Source organism: Hymenobacter sp. HD11105 (assembly GCF_054051685.1).
Genome location: NZ_JBSWBR010000026.1, coordinates 1 through 482, shown reverse-complemented (window position 1 = coordinate 482; position 482 = coordinate 1). Strand labels below are relative to the sequence as shown.

At 58.9% G+C, this 482-nt stretch carries 1 protein-coding gene; it reads right to left on the bottom strand.

The window, feature by feature from the left end:
• A partial coding sequence (locus ACW9KT_RS22300; protein WP_457084610.1) for a transposase occupies positions 1 to 429 on the bottom strand: 429 nt, incomplete at its 3' end.
• Between the last annotated feature and the right edge of the window lie 53 nt (positions 430 to 482).

Sequence of the window (482 nt, the reverse complement as noted above, 5' to 3'; positions counted from 1 at the left end):
GTCCACCGCCTGGGTATCGCCCGCGACCAGGCCCTGGTCCACGCACTGGGCAAAGACGTGGTCAAATAGCTGCTCGAAGAGAGCAATAGGATACTGCTGCCGGGTGCGGCTGATGGTGGAGTGCCAGGGTAAGTCCTCATCCACTTCGTAGCCCAGAAAGTACAGGATATCGAGCCGTAAGGCGCAATGCTCCACTAAGCGCCGGTCACTGACCAGGTTTTCCAGCCGGCTGACTAGCATCAGCTTAAAGAAGACGACGGGGTCGAGCGAGGGCTGCCCCGTGTGGCTATAAAGCGCTTTGGTTTCCTCGTAGAGAAAATGCCAATCCACGAGTTCCGCGAGGCGGCGGTAGAAATTGTGCGGCGGTACGCGCTCGGAGAGCCGAAAGCGCGTGACCTCCTTGTCGGTGAACTGCTTCTGACCTTGCATGCTCCTGCTACGCGCCGAACGACGAACTGGATTACGGGTTCTGCAACAGCCAC